Annotated in this window: 13 protein-coding genes; 7 read left to right on the top strand and 6 right to left on the bottom strand. The window is 73.1% G+C overall.

From position 1 onward, the window contains the following. Positions 1 to 18 precede the first annotated feature (18 nt). Positions 19 to 1026 (top strand): 1-aminocyclopropane-1-carboxylate deaminase, encoded by a 1008-nt coding sequence (locus tag ACIP8W_RS11275; protein WP_401947916.1) that lies wholly within the window; start codon positions 19 to 21, stop codon positions 1024 to 1026. A 30-nt stretch (positions 1027 to 1056) separates the two neighbouring features. Here ACIP8W_RS11275 and ACIP8W_RS11270 read toward each other — a convergent pair whose 3' ends face one another. Beyond that, positions 1057 to 3141: a beta-galactosidase gene (locus ACIP8W_RS11270; RefSeq protein ID WP_402149909.1), complete on the bottom strand. Its 2085-nt coding sequence runs from the start codon at positions 3139 to 3141 to the stop codon at positions 1057 to 1059. A 327-nt stretch (positions 3142 to 3468) separates the two neighbouring features. Between ACIP8W_RS11270 and ACIP8W_RS11265 the strand changes: the two genes are divergently transcribed. Beyond that, a complete protein-coding gene (locus ACIP8W_RS11265) occupies positions 3469 to 4338 on the top strand; it encodes a hypothetical protein (RefSeq protein ID WP_402202737.1) in 870 nt (289 codons plus the stop codon). A gap of 66 nt (positions 4339 to 4404) precedes the next feature. Here ACIP8W_RS11265 and ACIP8W_RS11260 read toward each other — a convergent pair whose 3' ends face one another. Together ACIP8W_RS11260 and lnt are read right to left on the bottom strand one after the other, a co-directional pair. Continuing rightward, positions 4405 to 4881, bottom strand: a complete 477-nt coding sequence (locus tag ACIP8W_RS11260) for an NUDIX hydrolase (RefSeq protein ID WP_401947908.1) — start codon at positions 4879 to 4881, stop codon at positions 4405 to 4407. A 10-nt stretch (positions 4882 to 4891) separates the two neighbouring features. Further along, positions 4892 to 6496, bottom strand: a complete 1605-nt coding sequence (gene lnt, locus ACIP8W_RS11255; RefSeq protein ID WP_401947906.1) for an apolipoprotein N-acyltransferase — start codon at positions 6494 to 6496, stop codon at positions 4892 to 4894. A gap of 277 nt (positions 6497 to 6773) precedes the next feature. Here lnt and ACIP8W_RS11250 point away from each other — a divergent pair, with 277 nt between their 5' ends. Next, entirely contained in the window at positions 6774 to 7865 is a 1092-nt protein-coding gene (locus tag ACIP8W_RS11250; RefSeq protein WP_402202735.1) for an O-antigen ligase family protein, read from the top strand. A gap of 25 nt (positions 7866 to 7890) precedes the next feature. On the opposite strand, the gene ACIP8W_RS11245 is transcribed toward ACIP8W_RS11250, so the two are convergent. Both ACIP8W_RS11245 and ACIP8W_RS11240 read right to left on the bottom strand, forming a co-directional pair. Beyond that, positions 7891 to 8469, bottom strand: a complete 579-nt coding sequence (locus ACIP8W_RS11245) for a hypothetical protein (RefSeq protein WP_402149917.1) — start codon at positions 8467 to 8469, stop codon at positions 7891 to 7893. A 78-nt stretch (positions 8470 to 8547) separates the two neighbouring features. Beyond that, positions 8548 to 9345 (bottom strand): glutamate racemase, encoded by a 798-nt coding sequence (locus ACIP8W_RS11240; protein WP_402149919.1) that lies wholly within the window; start codon positions 9343 to 9345, stop codon positions 8548 to 8550. Positions 9346 to 9403: 58 nt separating this feature from the next. Between ACIP8W_RS11240 and ACIP8W_RS11235 the strand changes: the two genes are divergently transcribed. Then, complete coding sequence (locus ACIP8W_RS11235; protein ID WP_401947897.1) at positions 9404 to 10633, top strand: glycosyltransferase; 1230 nt, start codon at positions 9404 to 9406, stop codon at positions 10631 to 10633. A 17-nt stretch (positions 10634 to 10650) separates the two neighbouring features. Here ACIP8W_RS11235 and ACIP8W_RS11230 read toward each other — a convergent pair whose 3' ends face one another. Continuing rightward, positions 10651 to 11919 carry a TerD family protein gene (locus ACIP8W_RS11230; protein WP_402149922.1) on the bottom strand — a complete coding sequence of 423 codons (1269 nt, stop codon included), beginning with the start codon at positions 11917 to 11919 and terminating at the stop codon, positions 10651 to 10653. Positions 11920 to 12156: 237 nt separating this feature from the next. Between ACIP8W_RS11230 and ACIP8W_RS11225 the strand changes: the two genes are divergently transcribed. The 3 genes from ACIP8W_RS11225 (at position 12157) to ACIP8W_RS11215 (ending at position 14333) form a co-directional block, all read left to right on the top strand. Continuing rightward, entirely contained in the window at positions 12157 to 12648 is a 492-nt protein-coding gene (locus ACIP8W_RS11225; RefSeq protein ID WP_401947890.1) for a DUF6643 family protein, read from the top strand. Between the two features lie 51 nt (positions 12649 to 12699). Beyond that, a complete protein-coding gene (locus ACIP8W_RS11220) occupies positions 12700 to 13557 on the top strand; it encodes an MOSC domain-containing protein (RefSeq protein ID WP_402202732.1) in 858 nt (285 codons plus the stop codon). Positions 13558 to 13733: 176 nt separating this feature from the next. Continuing rightward, entirely contained in the window at positions 13734 to 14333 is a 600-nt protein-coding gene (locus ACIP8W_RS11215; RefSeq protein WP_402149924.1) for a hypothetical protein, read from the top strand. Positions 14334 to 14393 lie beyond the last annotated feature (60 nt).

The following is a 14393-nucleotide window of genomic DNA, read 5'->3' as shown; positions in this document are numbered from 1 at the left end:
CGACAGACAAGGACCCCCGTGGCCATCCAGGACTTCGACCGCTATCCGCTGCTCTTCGGCCCCAGCCCGGTGCACCCGCTGGACCGGCTCTCCGACCATCTCGGCGGCGCCCGGATCTGGGCCAAGCGCGAGGACTGCAACTCCGGGCTCGCCTACGGCGGCAACAAGACCCGCAAGCTGGAGTACATCGTCCCCGACATCCTCGCCCAGGGCGCGGACACGCTCGTGTCGATCGGCGGCTACCAGTCGAACCACACCCGCCAGGTCGCCGCCGTCGCCGCCCATCTCGGCCTCAAGGCCCGGCTCGTCCAGGAGAAGTGGGTCGACTGGCCGGACTCGGTGAACGACAAGGTCGGCAACATCCTGCTGTCCCGCATCATGGGCGCCGACGTACGGCTCGACCCGGCCGGTTTCGGCATCGGGATCAAGGACTCCTGGCAGCAGGCGCTGGACGAGGTGCGCGCCGAGGGCGGCACGCCCTACGCGATCCCGGCCGGCGCCTCCGAACACCGGCTCGGCGGGCTCGGCTTCGCCAACTGGGCGTACGAGGTGGAGCGCCAGGAGGCCGAGCTCGGTGTCTTCTTCGACACCGTCGTCGTCTGTACGGTCACCGGCTCCACCCACGCCGGGATGATCGCCGGATTCGCCGGGCAGGACCGTCCGCGCCGGGTCATCGGCATCGACGCGTCCGCCACCATCGAGGAGACCCGCGACCAGGTCGGCCGGATAGCCCGGCACACCGCCGAGCTGATCGGCCTCGGCCGTGAGCTGCGCGACGACGAGATCACCGTGCTGGAGGGTTGGGCCGGGGACACGTACGGCATCCCCGTCCAGTCGACGCTGGACGCGATCCGGCTGACCGGCGGGCTGGAGGGGATGATCATCGACCCGGTGTACGAGGGCAAGTCGATGGCCGGGCTGATGGATCTGGTCCGTACCGGCGGGATCGGCGAGGACTCCACGGTGCTGTACGCGCATCTGGGCGGCCAGCCCGCCCTCAACGCGTACAGCGGCGCCTTCGGCTGACCCGCGCGCCCCGTCGGCCGCCCGCCGCCGTCAGCGCTCCTCCAGCACCCGTACGTCCCAGGGGCCGAGCCGTATCTCCTCGCCCGCCGGGTGCTCCGTCCCCGACAGGGCGTCATGGACCGGGGCGGGCAGCGACACGGGCACCTCGTCCCACGACCAGTTGTGCAGGAAGCGGACCCGGCGGCCGTCCCTGGCGGTCGCGCCGGTCGAGGTGACGCTCGGGTGCGGCAGCCGCCAGGGGCCGTCCGCCGCACCGTCCACCGACACGGCCCAGCGCAGCAGCGCCTTCGCGAACGCCGGGTCGGGGACGGTGCCGACGCAGGTGATCCGGCCCTCGCCGTGGCGGTGGGTCGTGACGGCGGGCCAGCGGCCGAAGTGCGGGTGCGCGTAGGCGGCGAGCACCTCCGCGCCCGCCACCGTCAGTCCGTCCGCCCAGCGGGTCGCCCGCGCGCCCGGCCCCAGCGTCAGCGTCCCCGCGCCGCCGACCGGCAGCGGCTCGACCAGATTGCTGAACTCGTCGTACGACACCCCGGCGGCCTCCGCGAGCCGCGCGGGCTGGACCTCCGTACGGGCCCTGGCCTCCTCGTCGGCGTAGCCCGTACGGGGGCCGAGGACGAGGTGGCCGCCCGCCGCCGCGTAGCCGGCAAGCCGGTCGAGGGTGGCGTCGTCGCAGACGTAGTGGCCCGGGACCACCAGCACCGAGGGCGGTGTGACGTCATCGAGCTGACCGGTGTGCAGGATCCGCGCCTGGAGCCCGGCGTCGAAGGCGCCCCGGTAGAACGGGTCGAAGATCCCCTGGTACGCCCGGGGGTCGGGGCCTCCGTCACCGCTCGGGGAGGCGAGCGGGACCTGCGCCTGGAGCGCCCACTTGCTGGGGTGGGAATAGAGGAAACCGAGGTCGGCGTCGGGGGTGAGCGCGGCCACGAGATCGCCCGCCCGCTCGAACTCGGCGCCGATCCGGGCCAGTTCGCGGTAGATCCGGCCCGGCTTGCCGCTGTGCGGGAGGATGCCGCCCCAGTAGGTCTCCGTACCGTAGTGCAGTGTGTGCCAGTGCCAGTACTCGATCATCGAGGCACCCCGGGAGACCAGCGCCCAGGCGGCCTGACGCCACTGGCCGTCGTAGGCGGGCCGGTTGTTCCACGGATAGCTGATCGCCTGGGCGTCGGTCTCGGTGACGAGATACGGCTCCTGGCGGGAGGAGTACATGCGGTCGGCACTGCGGTAGAGCGCCCAGGTGCCCTCGCTGGTCCAGTCCTGCCGGGCGGCATCGCCGTCCTCGGGCAGGGCCAGCGCGTCCTGCATCGTGTAGTACGGATTGCCCGCCGTGATGTCCAGGCGCCGGGTCAGCGCGTCGTCCTCCACGGCGGGCCTGCTGTAGGAGAGGCAGGTGGTGACGAACTGCTCCCGGCTCGCGTACTCCCGGACGATGTCCGCCTGCCAGCCGATGAACTCCGTGACCAGCCGCGCCTGGAAGCGCCGCCAGGCGAGGTCGTACTGCGGCTGCATGTTGTTGTCGGGGGTCCACAGATCGGCCCAGGTGGCGAGCCGGTGGGACCAGTAGACCAGGCCCCAGGCGCGGTTGAGGGTCTCCACATCGCCGTACTGGCCGCGCAGTTCGTCCACGAAGCGCTGGAAGACGCCGTGGTTGTGCAGGAGTTCACCGCCGGGTTCGTTGTCGACCTGGAAGCCGATCACCGCCGGGTGGGCGGCGTAGCGCCCGATGACGTTCCGGATGACCCGCTCCGCGTGGAAACGGAAGGCCGCGTGGGTGAAGTCGACCTCCTGGCGGGCGCCCCAGCCGATGCGCTGTCCCGTTCTCCGCTCCCCCGCGATCTCCGGGTAGAGCCGGGCGAGCCACGGCGGTACCGCGTAGGTGGGGGTGCCGAGGATCACCGAGATCCCCCGGGCGTGCGCGCCGTCGAGGACGGGCTCCAGCCAGTCGAGGTCGAAGCGGCCGTTCTCGGGCTCCCAGGTGGACCAGACGGACTCGCCGACACGGATCACCGAGAAGTGTGCCTCCGCCATGAGGTCGAGGTCGGCCTTGAGCCGCTCGTACGGCTGGTACTCGTGGTAGTAGGCGGCACCGAAGAGGACCCGGCCGGGCAGCTCGTACATGATTCTCCGTATCTCCGCGTGCGGTGTGTCGGTGTGTTCCGGCCCGTGGCGCACCGCCGGCCGTCCCGCCGTCGGCCACGAACACCGCGCTCACCCCGGGGGTACGGACGAGCCACCACCTCTCGGCGTATCCACCGCGCGGCTCTCCAACGCTCCGGCCCGACGCTCTCCGACTCCGTGGATCGTGAGTCTCCGCGCACCGGAAACGCACGTCAAGACAGCGTGCCGGGTGATTTTCAAGAGTGACTATCATAGACAATTACAGCCAATCCAGTGATGTATGGAAGTAAAACAACCCATAAGGCTCGAATGAACGTTGAGCCCGTTATGGAACCCAGAGAGCTGTGGGAGCGTCACGCCGTGCTTGCGGTGGCGTTCTGTGGCAGTGACGACCAAGTGCGGGACGCCCAGGGCGTTCTCGATGAGGCGCAGGCGGCGAGGACCCGGATGCTGGCCGCCTTCGCCGTGACCGTCGGCAGCGACGGAGCCGTCGCGGATCTCCTCGGGCTCACTGAACGAGAGGTGCGGCTCGCCCGGCGTACCGTCGGCAAGGACGACGCCCGCACGGTCGCCGAATGCCTCCTCACCGTCGAACCGGGCGACCCCCCGGCCACCACCGAGGTACGGGAGACCCCGGCCGGGCCGCCCGAGGACGGGCGCACCGACCGGCCGGCGCAGCAGGGCCCGCCCGTCCAGCCGGAGCGGGCCGCGCAGCAGGGCCCGCCCCACCCGCCCCACCCGGCCCAGCCCCCGCAGCCCGCCGCCCTGCCCGCCCCCGACTCGGCCTGGTCGATCGCGCTGGACGCGGTCCTGGTGGGCGGCTGGCACACCGGGCTGGATCTGACCGCGCTGGCGGCCGAGTTCGGCCTCGAACTGTCCCAGCTGGTCGCCCGCGCCCAGAAGCTGTCCGCCGAGGGCCGGCTCAACCAGCCCACGCCGCACGAGGACCGGGCCGGCCGGCACCGCCGTCTCGACGGCACCCCGATGGATCAGGGGACGCACTCCCCCGGGGGCTCCACGGCCCAGGGCGTGCCCTACCCGCGCCCCAACGACGATGTGTCCTGGCAGCAGGCCCCGCCGCACACCCCGCCGTGGGACAACACCACCACGGCGCACATGGACTGGAACGGCATCATGAACCACTGGAACGCGGCGTCGCAGGCCCCCTCCTGGGAGCCCCCGGTCCGCTACCACTGACCCCCGCCGCCGCCAGCGGACGAAGGCCGGTTCCGTACGACGGAACCGGCCTTCGTCCGCTGGCGGTCACCCCGAGGCGGGCTCGAACCAGGCGGGTCCCCCGGTCAGCGCCTGCTTGATCCGGAAGAGCGCGAACTCCTCCAGCTCGGGCAGCCCGTCCACCGGGAACCAGCCCACGTCCAGCGACTCCTCGTCGTTGACCCGTGCCTCGCCGCCGGTCGCGCGGCAGCGGAAGGTGGTGTCCGTGAACTGGCACACGTCGCCGTTGGGGTAGGTGATCGGGTCCAGTGTCTGGACCAGCACGACCCGCTCCGCCACACAGTGCACGGCGGTCTCCTCGTACACCTCGCGCACCGCCGCGACCGCGGGCTGTTCCCCCGGGTCGGGGATCCCGCCGACGATCGACCAGCGTCCGGTGTCGGCCCGGCGCCCCAGCAGGACACGCCCCTCGTCGTCGAACACGATCGCGCTGACCCCCGGCAGACAGAGCAGTTGCTGCCCCGCGGTGGCCCGGATCCGGCTGATGAAGTCAGGAGTACCCATGACCCCGACCCTAACCGGCCGCGGACCTGCGCCGGTTGCGTACCACGAGGGCCGTCACCCAGCCGAGCCCGCCGAACGCGACCGCCACCAGCAGGGCCTCCGGCAGTGCGCCGAGGCGGGTGGCCGGGGTGAGCGAGGTGCGCAGCGGCACCTTCTCGACGAGCGCCGCCGGGGTGAACATCTCCGTCTGCCGTACGACCGTCCCGTCGGGACGGATCACCGCGCTGACCCCGCTGGTCGCCGGGACGATCACGGACCTGCTGTGCTCGACCGCCCGGACCCGCGACATCGCCAGCTGCTGGTACGTCATCTCGCTGCGGTCGAAGGTCGCGTTGTTGCTGGGGACGGCGATGAGTTCGGCACCGGCGTCGACCGGGTCCCGCACATCGCTGTCGAAGGCCGCCTCGAAGCAGGTGACCAGACCGACGCGGGTGCCCGCGAGGTCGAAGACGCCCACCTTGTGCCCCGGCCCGAAGTCGCGCCGGACCCGGTCGACGTCGGAGCTGAAGAGCCGGACGAAGGAGCGCATCGGGATGTACTCGCCGAACGGCTGGACGTGCCGTTTGTCGTACGTGTTCACCGGGCCCCGCTCGGGGTCCCACTGGATCAGGGTGTTGCGCAGCTTGCCCGTGTCGGGCGACAGCACCGTACCGACCACGGTGGGCACGCCGATCGCCTTGACGGCCCGGTCGATCACCAGCCGGGCGTCGGGGTTGCGGTACGGGTCGAGATCGGAGGAGTTCTCCGGCCACAGGACGAAGTCCGGCTGGGGCTCCTTGCCCGCCTTCACCTCGGCGGCGAGCCGCTCGGTCACCCGGACGTGGTTGTCGAGGACCGCGCGGCGCTGGGAGTTGAAGTCGAGCCCGGCGCGCGGCACGTTGCCCTGGATCGCGGCGACGGTCGCGGTGCCGTTCTCCGCCTCGTCGCTCACCAGCGGCAGCGCGGCGAGCGCCCCCGCGACGGGGACCAGGACGGTGGCCGCCGCGGCGGCCACGGCCCCCCGCGCCACCCGGCCGGTGCTCCGGTACGCGCGGAACTGGCGCCCCGCCTCGTACAGCCCGAAGCCGCACAGGACGACGGCGAAGCCGAGCACCGGGGTGCCGCCGACCGCGGCGAGCGGCAGGAAGAAGCTGTCCGCCTGGCCGAAGGCGATCTTGCCCCAGGGGAAGCCGCCGAACGGCACCCGGGAGCGGGCGGCCTCGCCGACGATCCAGACCGCCGCCGCCCAGACCGGCCACGCGGGCAGCCGGGACACGGCCGCGATACCGAGGCCCGCCAGGGCGATGAAGAACGATTCGAGGACGACCAGACCGAGCCAGGGCACGGGGCCCACCTCGGCGCCCGTCCAGACCAGCAGCGGCAGCAGGAACCCCAGTCCGGCGAGGTAGCCGAGGCCGAAGCCCGCGCGCAGCCGGCGCCCGTACAGGCTCCAGCCGAGCAGCGCGAAGCCGGGCAGGGCCAGCCACCACAGGGGGCGGGGCGGGAAGCTCGCGTAGAGCAGCACACCGGACAGGACGGCCCCGGCCGGCCTGGCGAGCCGTCTCGGCAGCCGCTGCCCGCCGCTGGGCCCGGGGGCGGACGGAGGGGTGTCGACGGTGATGATCGTGGCGCTCACCTGGCGGAGTCTACGGTGGGAACCTGCGTGACGGAGAGGCCATACGGCCCCTCTTCGCGGGTCGTCCGGGCTCCACCGCGGTACGGACCGGCCGCGCGGCCGGTCCGTACCGCGTCCGGTATCCGGCCACGGCGTCCCCACACCCAGAGCAAACGTTTCTCCGCATTCCCTCCACAAACACCCGTCGCGGCCGATACCGTATGCGTGAAACCTTGCCACCTGGCTGAATCCGGCCGTTGTGCGACAGGGCACGTCACAGCTCGGAGGGGTCGATCCCGTGGCCGCACCGGCGGAACGGTCCGCAGTCCGCACAGTCCGGGGACGGGGCAGGGCCCCCGGCGTCACCGGCGCGCTGCTCCTCGGCTGCTGCGCGCTCTGGGCGCTGATCAGCGCGGCGAGCGGCGGCGGCCGGCCCGAGGGCGTCCTGCTGGCGGTGCTCGCCGCGCTCACCGGGTACGTCTGCGGCCGGATCGGCGGCTCCCTGGCGCCGGTCGCCACCGCGTCGGTCCTGGCGGTCGCCGGGCTCGCCGGGGCGTTCGCGTCCAGCTGGGAGGATTTCGGCTCCGCCATGACGGTCGCCACACCGCCGGGCGACTCGGGCGCGATCGCCGCGCTGCTGGTGCTGGCGGCGGGCGCGGCCTGCTGCGCCGCCACCGGGGCCCGGCGCCCGCGGACCCGGTCGGCGCTGCGGCTGCTGGCGCTGGTGATCGCGGGCGCCGCTCCCCTCCTCGGTTCCGGCACCGGCCTCATCGCGTCGCTCGGGGTGCTGCTGTGCTCGCTGGCCGCCGCCCGGATGCATCGGCGGCCGGCCGCGCTCGCCGGGTTCGCGCTGGTGACGGCCCTGGTGGCGGGCGCCTCCTGGGCGGTGGCCGAGCAGGCGCTGCCGGAGGGGCTCGCCGTCTCGCTGGCGGGCCAGCTCACCCCGCACCGGGTGCTGCTGTGGCACGACGCGGCCGAACTGGCCAAGGACCATCCGCTGCTGGGCGTCGGCCCCGACCGCTTCGGCGAGCTGAGCCAGGCCGCCGCGCAGTCCCTCGACAACGACGGCAAGCCGCACTCGGCCCCGCTCCAGTTCGCCGCCGAGCAGGGGATGGTGGGGGTGGCGCTGCTCGGCGCGGTCTACGGCTGGCTGCTGTACGCGCTCGGGCGCTCCCGCTGCTCCACTCAGGTGGTCCTCACGGCCGGGGCGGCGCTGACGGCGCTGGCCGCGCTGGCCTGTGTGGGCAACGCGCTGAGCTTCACCACGGTGACGGCGGGGGCGGGCCTGCTCGCCGGACTGGTCACCGCCCGCCCCACCCCCGGCCGCCCCACCGTCCCCACCCCGGCGGAGCACGGGGAGCAGTGGCCGCTGCGGGCCCGGCCGGGCTGACGGGGGCCGATCGGCCGGGCGGCGCTCAGACGCCCGCGCCACCGGGTCCGGTACGGCCACCGGGTGCGGTACGGAGGGACAGCCGGTCGCGAATGATCCGTACCGCGGCCTCCGCGTCGTCCACCGTGACCGTGAAGGTCCGGCCGTCGCCCAGGGTGAGGACCAGGGCCTCCCCACGTCGTACCACCACGGCCGTCCCCCTCTCGGGCCGCCAGCGGTAGCCGTAGCCTCCCCACTGGCGGGGGGTGACCCGGGGGGCGAAGTCGGCGTCCACGACCTGGTCCAGCTCGATACGGCGGCGCGGCAGGCCCATATGACCGCAGCGCACCTCCAGACAGTCGCCCTCGACGACCACCGCGACATGGACGAAGGCGAGGGTGCCGAAGAGGATGAGCAGGCCCGCGGCGACACAGCCCACGACGGACATCAGCAGGGCGGCGATCCCGGACGTCCAGCTCGACTCGACGGCCAGCTCGACACCGAGCGCGATACAGGCCGCGCCCGCCGTGGCGAGCAGCCACTGCGCGCGGTTGGTGGCCCGTCCGGTCCAGGTCTCGGGCAGGGGCTCGGCGTCCTGGCCCTCCTGCCGGGGGTGCTCCCTCATGTCGAGCAGCGTAATCGGATCCGGCGCGAGGGGTGGCCCCGGAAGAGCCGGACGGGCACCCGCCGCCGTACGGCGCCGTCAGTGCGGCTGGCCGACCGTGGCGAGCAGCCGCCCCTGCGCGTACGCGAGCGCGGCCTCCGGGAGCGTGGACCCACGCCCGCTGAGCAGCACCGTGAGCCGCCCGCCCGCCGGGGCGTCGGGGGCGCCGGCGGGGGCGCTTCCCGCGGCGCGGCGCAGCGCCTGCGCGGCGACCGCGCCCGCCGAGCCGTGCAGGACGGGCTCGGCCGATCCGGGGCGCCGCCGCAGGGCGTCGCGGATGCGCTCCTCGACCAGTTCGTAATGGGTGCAGCCCAGGACGACGGTCCTCACCCCGGGCGGGGTGAGCGCCGCCGCCGCGGCGACCGCCCGGCCGATCGCCACGTCGTCGGCGCGGTCGACGGCGTCGGCGAGACCGGGGCACGGCACTTCGGTGACCTCGGCGGACGCGGCGAAGTCCCGGATCAGCCCGCGCTGGTAGGGGCTGCCGGTGGTGGCCGGGGTCGCCCAGATCGCGAAGGGCTCCCCCTCGGCCGCCGCGGGCTTGATCGCCGGGACCGTGCCGATGACCGGCAGCCCCGGTTCCAGCACGGCGCGGAGCGTGGGCAGGGCGTGGACGGTCGCGGTGTTGCAGGCGATGATCAGCGCGTCCGGCCGGTGCGCGGCGGCGGCCCGCGCGACGGCCAGCGCGCGCCCGGTGACGTCCTGCGGGGTACGGGGACCCCAGGGCATCCCGTCGGGGTCGGAGGAGAGGACGAGATCGGCACCGGGGCTCAGCAGCCGGACCTCGTGGGCCGCCGCGAGCAGACCGATTCCGGAGTCCATGAGCGCGATCTTCACCCGGTCACCATAGTCGACAGCCCTTGCGGTCCCGCCGATGTGGGGCAGACTGCGGCGAATGAGCGCCATTGCCTGGATCGCCATCGGTTCGCTGGCCGCCTGGGGCTGGCTGTTGCTGGGTCAGGGGTTCTTCTGGCGCACGGACCAGCGGCTGCCCCGGTGGGACGCGGCGCGCGCCGCGTACGAGAGCGGGCGGCGGCCGGCCGGCCCCGACCGGGACGGGCCGGAGGTGTGCTGGCCGTCCGTCGCCGTCGTGGTGCCCGCCCGGGACGAGGCGGACATGCTGCCCGTCTCCCTGCCGTCCCTGCTGGCGCAGGTCTATCCGGGCCGGGCCGAGATCTTCCTCGTGGACGACGGCAGCCGGGACGGTACGGGCGCGCTGGCGCGTGAACTGTCCGCGCGGTACGGCGGGCTGCCGCTGACGGTGTCCTCGCCCGGGGAGCCGGGGCCCGGCTGGACCGGGAAGCTGTGGGCGCTGCGGCACGGGATCGCGCTGGCCCGCGCGCACGACCCCCGGTATCTGCTGCTCACGGACGCCGATATCGCCCATGAGCCGGACAGCCTGCGGGAGCTGGTGGCCGCCGCCGAGACGCACGGGCTCGACCTGGTCTCGCAGATGGCGCGGCTGCGGGTGGTCAGCTTCTGGGAGAAGCTCGTCGTCCCCGCGTTCGTGTACTTCTTCGCGCAGCTCTACCCGTTCCGCCGGATCAACCGGCCCGGGGCACGGACCTCGGCGGCGGCCGGTGGCTGCGTACTGCTGCGTACGACGGCCGCCGAGCGGGCGCGGGTGCCCGAGTCGATCCATCAGGCCGTGATCGACGACGTGTCGCTGGCCGGGGCGGTACGCCGGAGCGGGGGCCGGATCTGGCTGGGGCTGGCGGACCGGGTGGACAGTGTGCGCCCGTACCCCCGGCTGGCCCATCTGTGGCGGATGGTCTCGCGCAGCGCGTACGCGCAGCTCGGCCACAATCCGCTGGTGCTCCTGCTGACGGTGGTGGGGCTGGCCGTGGTCTACCTGGCGCCGCCCGTCGCGGTGGGCGTCTGGGTGTTCGACGGGGACGCGGGCGCGGGGTGGCCGGGGCTCGCCGCGTGGGCGGTGATGACGGGGACGTATCTCCCGATGCTGCGCTACTACCGGCTCTCGCCGTGGACGGCTCCGCTGCTGCCGTTCACGGCGCTGCTCTATCTGCTGATGACGGTCGGCTCGGCGGTCCAGCACTACCGGGGCCGCGGCGCCGCCTGGAAAGGACGGACGTACGCGCGTCCCCGGGCGGCGCCGGACCGCTGACGGCCGGACGGCGTAGGTCACTTCCTGCCGGGCGTCCAGTTCATGCCCCAGCCATAGGCGTAATCGATGGTGCGCTGCGGACTGACGCCTCGTTCCGGTACGAGAAAACGCGCTTCGCGCTGGACGACGAGATCCGAACCGGTATTGGTGATCAGCGCCAGCGAGCAGACCGTCGAGGGAACGGCGCATTCCCCGAGCGAGAAGTCGATCGGGGCACCGTGCTGTGGCTGAAGAGTGACCGTCGCGTCAAGATCCGCGAAACTGCGGGCGCCTTCATAGATGGTGACGAAGATGACAATGCGGCGCAGCCGGTCCTTGTGGTCCAGGTTGATGGTGAGGTTCTCACCGCTGGAGACCGCGCCGGTGCGGTCGTCGCCGTCGAGTTGGATGTACGGCGGCTGGTGGACGGATCCGAAGGCATTGCCGAGTGCCTGGACAACTCCTTTGCGGCCGTCCGTCAGTTCGTAGAGAGCGCACAGGTCGAGATCGAGATCGCCGTGCAGGGCGACGGCCCGGCCGAGTTTGGCGCCCCAGCCCTTGACCTGTTTGCGCACCTGCCAGTTGAGGTTGACCCGCATCGCGCCCGAGGTGCCGCCCTGTTTCGCCAGGGAGACGGAGGGCGCGTCCTTCGTCAGGGTCACCTTGCTCAGCCGTACGGGCGCGGGCGCCGGCGGTACGACGGGCGCGGCGGCCGGTGCCGGAGGGATCACCCGGGCCGGTGCCGGGGGCGCGGGGGCCGGGGCCGGTACGGGTTCGTCGACGGAGATGCCGAAGTCCGTCGCCAGGCCCGCCAGTCCGCTGCCGTACCCCTGGCCGACCGCCCGGAACTTCCAGCCGCCCTGACGCCGGTACAGCTCGCCGAGGACGAACGCCGTCTCGACGGTCGCGTCCCGGCTCTCGTACCGCGCGATCTCGGCGCCCGAGACCGCGTCCAGGAGCCGCACCCGCAGCTCCGGTACCCGGCCGAAGGTGCCGCCGTCGGCCGAGGCGGCCAGGACAATCCGCTCGACGGCGGGTTCGACCCGGGTGAGATCGACGGCGAGAGTGTCCGTGATACCGGCGCCACCGGGCTTTTTACCCTCGTGGCGGACGGTTCCCGACGCGTGTTCCGGCTGGTTGTAGAAGACGAAATCCGCGTCCGAACGGACTTTTCCCGACACAAGGAGGAGCGCCGAGGCATCGACGTCCGGCACCCCCGGTCCCGAACTCCATCCCAATTCCACCCGGACCGCCGGTGCGGACACCGGAAGATTGGCTCCTTTAAGCATGGACATGCTCGCCCCCATCAGTCGTCGCGGTGTCCCAGGATTCCATCCCGTCCACCTCATCGCGGACCCCCCTGCGGGACCCGTGGGACTCGCCGGTAACCCCCGTCAGCATGCCCTTTACACGATCCGAACACCTGTGAACGACCGATTTTCCCATGTTCGCTCGCATTGGGGATCCGAAGTCGCCCACAACTCCCGAAACAACCCTCTTATCCGACTCCCCATCCAGTCCGCCGAGGGCTTAACTTAGGTGCCATGACCTCCCCCCGCTCCACCTACGGCGGCGGCTACTACACCGCGCCGTCCTTCCCGGACACCCCTATCTACGACTCCCTGGTCGCGGAGCGGGGCACGCCTCAGATCGCGCCGATCCGAGTGCCCGCCGCGTATGACACGAACAACAGCTATCTGCCCGCGCTGCCTTCCGCGCTGCCCGCCCTCCCCGCCGGTCCCTCCCAGCCGGTTCCGGCGTACGGCGGCTATCCGCAGCAGCAGATGCAGCCGGCGCAGCAGCCCATGCCGCTCCAGCAGGCGCCCGCGCCGTACCTCCCGCAGCAGGCCGCGCCCCGGGGGTACCAGGGCCAGCCGCAGCAGCAGGTCCCGATGCAGCAGGCGCAGCAGCAGCGTCCGATGATGCCCGGCACGGGGTACGAGGCGATGCGTCCGGCGGCTCCCCGTCCGGCGCCCGCGCCGGCCGCCCCGTACGACGACCCGTACAACAGGCCGTACCAGAATCGGGGGTACTGATCCGCGGGTAGGGAGCGGCCGGAGGTCAGAGGCTGCTGACAGGATGGTTCCATGCCACAGCCGTTCCACGCCGTTCTGCACGCCCTGCGGGTCCATCCGGTCAAATCGATGGCCGGATACGCGCCCGACAGCGCCGCCGTGGAGCCCTGGGGTCTCGCCGGGGACCGGCGCTGGACGCTGATCGACACGACGGGGAAGGTGGTCACCCAGCGCCAGCAGCCGCGGCTGGCGCTGGTCGGGGCCGAGCCGGGGCCGGACGGCGGGGTCCGGCTGTCCGCGCCCGGTCTCGGAGCGCTGACGGTCGGTGTGCCGGAGACGGGTGACAGGGTCGTCGCGGAGATTTTCGGGACCGAGGTCGACGCGGTGCTCGCGCGTCCCGGCTCCGGGGAGCGGGACGCGGACGGGGTGCACCGGAGGCTGAGCGGATACCTCGGGGCGGAGGTCCGGCTCGTCCATCTCGACGACCCGGCCAGGAGCCGGCCGGTCGATCCGGCGTTCGCGCTGCCCGGGGAGACGGTCGGTTTCGCGGACGGCTTTCCGCTGCTCGTCACCACGCTCGCCTCGCTCGACGCCCTCAACTCCCTGGTGTCGCAAGGCGATCACCCGGAGGAGGGGCCGCTCCCCATGGACCGGTTCCGGCCGAATCTGGTGGTGGCCGGCACGACGCCCTGGGAGGAGGACGGCTGGCGCCGCCTCGCCGTCGGGGAGGTCACCTTCCGGGTCGCCAAACCCTGCGGCCGGTGTGTCATCACCACCACCGACCAGCGCACGGCGGAGCGCGGCAGGGAGCCGCTGCGCACCCTCGGCCGCCACCGCCGCCTCGACGGCCGACTGGTCTTCGGCCAGAACCTCGTCCCGGAGTCCACCGGCACGCTCCGGGTGGGCGACGCGGTGACCGTACTCGACTGACCGTTCCGGCCACCCGACCGCCGGGAAACACCACACGGTGGTAAGCCTGTCGGGAGCGCGGGGCAGCCGCGCGGGCGCCCGGAGGTGAGCTTGCTCTCTCTTCGCTGCCGTCGCGCGTACGCCCCGCCGCTCCTGGCCAGTAACGGACGGGAAGGGGGTGCGGCACTGTGCGCACCATGGTGGGACTCTGGCGCTGGCGGCGCAACCCCCTGCGCCGGAGAACCGATCTGACGGAGGCGTGGGTCGCGCTGGCGGCCCTCCTGCTGCTGGCACTGGCCGTCCCGGCCGCCGGCCGGCTCTGCGGCGGCGCGCTCGACACGGCGCTGCGCGAGAGCGTACGGAGCCAGCACGAGCAGCGCCGTCCGACGACCGCCGAGGTCGTCTCGCTCGCCAAGGAGCGCGACTCCCTCGTGTACGACACCGAGTCGGCCACCGGGCCCGAGACGGGCCGCCGGACGATCGCCACCTGGCACCTCGCGGACGGCACCGGGCGGACCGGCACGGTCTCCGCCCCGCTCACCGATCCGCGCCCCGGTGACACCTTCCTCCTCTGGACCGACCGGCAGGGCAACCCGGTCCGGCCGCCGATGGATCTCGTGACAGCCCGGTTCCACGCGGTGGTGGCCGGCGTCCTGGCGGCCACGCTGGCCGCCGCGCTGGTGGAGTGCGGGCGGCGGCTGATCGTATGGCGACTGGTACAGCGGCGGTACGAGCGGCTCGACCGCGCCTGGGCCAGAGCCGGTCCCGACTGGGGGCGTACGGGCGCGGGAAGCTAGCACGTGTCGCGAAAGTCCCGCCTCTTGCGTCAACTCGGCGCTGTGGCGCGCGCTACGGTG

The sequence above is a fragment of the Streptomyces sp. NPDC088554 genome, from assembly GCF_044752945.1.
Taxonomy (GTDB): Bacteria; Actinomycetota; Actinomycetes; order Streptomycetales; family Streptomycetaceae; genus Streptomyces.
This window is presented reverse-complemented; position numbering and strand designations above follow the sequence as displayed.

Excerpts from the sequence above, each read along its gene's own strand:
- ACIP8W_RS11270 (WP_402149909.1), bottom strand. The coding sequence starts at position 3,141 with ATGTACGAGCTGCCCGGCCGGGTCCTCTTCGGTGCCGCCTACTACCAC.
- ACIP8W_RS11265 (WP_402202737.1), top strand. The coding sequence starts at position 3,469 with ATGGAACCCAGAGAGCTGTGGGAGCGTCACGCCGTGCTTGCGGTGGCG.
- ACIP8W_RS11260 (WP_401947908.1), bottom strand. The coding sequence starts at position 4,881 with ATGGGTACTCCTGACTTCATCAGCCGGATCCGGGCCACCGCGGGGCAG.
- ACIP8W_RS11245 (WP_402149917.1), bottom strand. The coding sequence starts at position 8,469 with ATGAGGGAGCACCCCCGGCAGGAGGGCCAGGACGCCGAGCCCCTGCCC.
- ACIP8W_RS11235 (WP_401947897.1), top strand. The coding sequence starts at position 9,404 with ATGAGCGCCATTGCCTGGATCGCCATCGGTTCGCTGGCCGCCTGGGGC.
- ACIP8W_RS11230 (WP_402149922.1), bottom strand. The coding sequence starts at position 11,919 with ATGGGGGCGAGCATGTCCATGCTTAAAGGAGCCAATCTTCCGGTGTCC.
- ACIP8W_RS11225 (WP_401947890.1), top strand. The coding sequence starts at position 12,157 with ATGACCTCCCCCCGCTCCACCTACGGCGGCGGCTACTACACCGCGCCG.
- ACIP8W_RS11220 (WP_402202732.1), top strand. The coding sequence starts at position 12,700 with ATGCCACAGCCGTTCCACGCCGTTCTGCACGCCCTGCGGGTCCATCCG.
- ACIP8W_RS11215 (WP_402149924.1), top strand. The coding sequence starts at position 13,734 with ATGGTGGGACTCTGGCGCTGGCGGCGCAACCCCCTGCGCCGGAGAACC.